Origin of the sequence: Mycobacterium sp. (assembly GCF_050701675.1) — a bacterium.
Classification (GTDB): Bacteria; Actinomycetota; Actinomycetes; order Mycobacteriales; family Mycobacteriaceae; genus Mycobacterium.
The window spans coordinates 1-2,328 of sequence record NZ_JBOGDD010001348.1 but is presented as its reverse complement, the minus strand read 5'-3'; the positions used below and the strand labels follow the sequence as shown (position 1 = coordinate 2,328).

Sequence of the window (2,328 nt, the reverse complement as noted above, 5' to 3'; positions counted from 1 at the left end):
GTACGGGTGCTTGAGCACGAGCCAATCCAGATCCATGGGCTCGCCGAGCCAGCCGAGGTGTCTACACATCAGGCATCCCAGGCCAACCGCAGCCCCGAGAAGATCTGACGGCGGATCGGGTGGTCCCAGTTACGGAAGCTGGGCCGCAGGATGCTCGAGGCGACCGACCACGCGCCGCCACGAAGGACCCTGTAGTCACCAGCCCCGGAACCCTCGAAGAACGGTCGCGAATACTGCTCGTAGAGCATCGGCGTGAACCCCGGCCACGGCCGCAGCACCGACGTGGTCCACTCCCACACGTCGCCGAGCATCTGCTCGGCTCCGTAGGCCGAAGCTCCTGCCGGATACGCCCCGACCGGCGCGGGCCGCAACGCCTCGCCGCCCAGATTCACCAGCGCGGCAGTGGGTTCTAAAGAGCCCCATGGGAATCGGCGGCGCGCGCCCGTCGCCGGGTCCCACGCGCAGGCCTTCTCCCACTCCATCTCCGTGGGCAGCCGGGCACCCGCCCACGCGGCGTATGCCTCGGCTTCGAAGAAGGTGACGTGCTGAACGGGTTCGTCGGCGGGGATGTCCTCGAGGTACCCGAACCGCCTGCGCGTCCCGTCGGCCTCCCAGAACTTGGGCCCCGTCAACCCCGCCTCGACGCGGTGCGCCCAGCCGGCTTCGGACCACCACCGCGGCTCGCGGTAACCGCCGTCGTCGATGAACTCGCGCCACTCCCCGTTCGTGACGGGGACGCGTCCGATCCGGAAGGACGGCACGTCGACGACGTGCGCATCGCGTTCGTTGTCCAGCGACATGGGTTCATCGGCGGCCGTCACGCCGAGGACGAACGGGCCGCCCGGCACCGACACCGACGTGCCCGCCACGTCGGAGCGTCCCATTGGCAGCGGTGTGCCGCGGCCAAGGATCGGTGGCCCGGTGCGGATGCTCAGCGCCTGCAGCATGGTCTCGTCGTGCTGGTTCTCGTGGCTCACCACCAGGCCGAAGACGAAGGCCGGGTCGACACCCGTGCCGTCTTCGGCGGGTAGGACATCAAGTGCGTCAAGGGCTTTCGCGCGCACCGTGCCGCAGAACGCACGCGCGTCCTCGGGGGGCAGCAGCGGCAGGTCGGCGCGGCTGGCACGTGAGTGCGCGAAGGCGTCGTAGAGCCCCTCGACGGCCGGCGGCAGCAGCCCGGGCCTGCGCGGATCATTTCCGCGGAGCAGCCACATCTCCTCCTGCCAGCCGATGTGGGCGAGATCCCACACCAGCGGGCTCATCAGCGGGTCGTACTGGCGCAGCAGTTCGGCATCGTCGATCTCCACCAGCGCCAGGGTGCGCTCACGCGCCACCGAGAGATCCCTGGCCAGCGCTTCTCGCGTCGTCACACCGTTCGCCCCGCCACTCGGCTCACCGCTTCCTGGACGCCATTGCCGACGACGAGGTCGGAGAAGTCGTCGGCCGAACTCCTGCCCTGTTCCACCTGAGTCAACAACCTCTGCATCGCGTCGTGTAATTCCACGGGTGCCAGTTCGGCGGCGGTCCGGACGCAGCGCACGGCCGCCTCCCGCAGCCGCGGGTCACCGAGCCCGACCCTGGCTGCCAGGTCCCACTCCGTGGCGACCGACTCGGTGGCCTCAGCGGCGACCTCGGCGGCCGCGTGATCGTCGAGCAGCGTGGCCAGCGTGAAGACGACCGCGGGCCAGACGTCGTCGGGGGTGCTATCGAGGTAGCGGATCTCGAGGAATCCGCGCGGCCGCACCGGCGGAAACAACGTCGTGAGGTGATAGTCGAGATCGGCTCCGGTCGGGCGACGACCGCCGAGCAACGCGCGGCCGTCGGCCCAGTCCTCGAAGGGCACCACCTCGGTCATCGGCACCGTCTCGCGGCCCTGCACCAGCATCACGGGCGCCTTCAGCGCATAGCGGACCCAGTCGTCGGCCGGATCACCACCGCTGGCGCCGAGCACCGGGCCACAGCGCGCCGAGTCGAGCTGGCTCCACACCCGCTGCCGGGTGCTGCGCCAGCCGGAGAATTCGGCGCCCAGTAACGGCGAATTGGCGGAGATGGCGATCATCGTCGGCCCGAGCGCGTGCGCGAGGCGAACCCGGGCCGCCCAGCCCTCGCGCGGACCTGCGTCGAGATTGACCTGCACCGACGCGGTCGACGTCATCATCGCCGCGCCGGCGTCGGTGGTGCCACTGGCCGCGAAGAACTGCTCCATGGCGCGGTAGCGGTCGCCAGGGTTGACCCTCCTGGGTGGTCGCAGCGGGTCGGCACCCAGCAGCACCAGGCCGAGACCGTGCTGAGCGAACGCGTCCTTCAGCACCGCCCGGTCGGCCCGCA

The 2,328-nt window shown here is 70.4% G+C and carries 2 protein-coding genes; both read right to left on the bottom strand.

Going from position 1 to position 2,328, the window contains the following annotated elements; translation table 11 throughout:
- Window positions 1-68: 68 nt before the first annotated feature.
- Window positions 69-1,370 carry an ergothioneine biosynthesis protein EgtB gene (gene egtB, locus ACRDUX_RS41650; RefSeq protein WP_526423553.1) on the bottom strand — a complete coding sequence of 434 codons (1,302 nt, stop codon included), beginning with the start codon at window positions 1,368-1,370 and terminating at the stop codon, window positions 69-71.
- The coding region (gene egtA, locus ACRDUX_RS41645) for an ergothioneine biosynthesis glutamate--cysteine ligase EgtA (RefSeq protein WP_526423551.1) at window positions 1,367-2,328 on the bottom strand (962 nt) is incomplete at its 5' end. The genes egtA and egtB, both read right to left, overlap by 4 nt.